Origin of the sequence: Bacteroides sp. HMSC067B03 (assembly GCF_001811315.1) — a bacterium.
Lineage (GTDB): Bacteria > Bacteroidota > Bacteroidia > Bacteroidales > Bacteroidaceae > Bacteroides > Bacteroides faecis.
Map to the genome: position 1 here is coordinate 1 of NZ_KV804472.1, position 237 is coordinate 237.

Below are 237 nucleotides of genomic sequence, written 5' to 3' on the forward strand. Positions count from 1 at the left end.
TCCCAAAGTTCTTATCATTGATATACGCTTTTGCGACTGTATTTATCTGCGAATCAGTGATAAGTATTTTAGGAATATCTTTCTGATAACCTTGTGGCAATGATTGATAAAGTCTCATTCTACCAAGTAATTGGCAAAATTGATGTTCTGTGAGATATGAGTTACCAAGTGTTTGCATTAAATGCAGATGTTTTGCAGGTTGGTAACTCTGAAACATTTCCAATACTGCCCGATATA

Annotated in this window: 1 protein-coding gene; it reads right to left on the reverse strand. The window is 34.6% G+C overall.

Annotated elements, in window-relative coordinates:
* On the reverse strand, positions 1–237 hold a 237-nt coding region (locus tag HMPREF2794_RS28205; RefSeq protein WP_139147296.1), incomplete at both ends, for a DUF3871 family protein.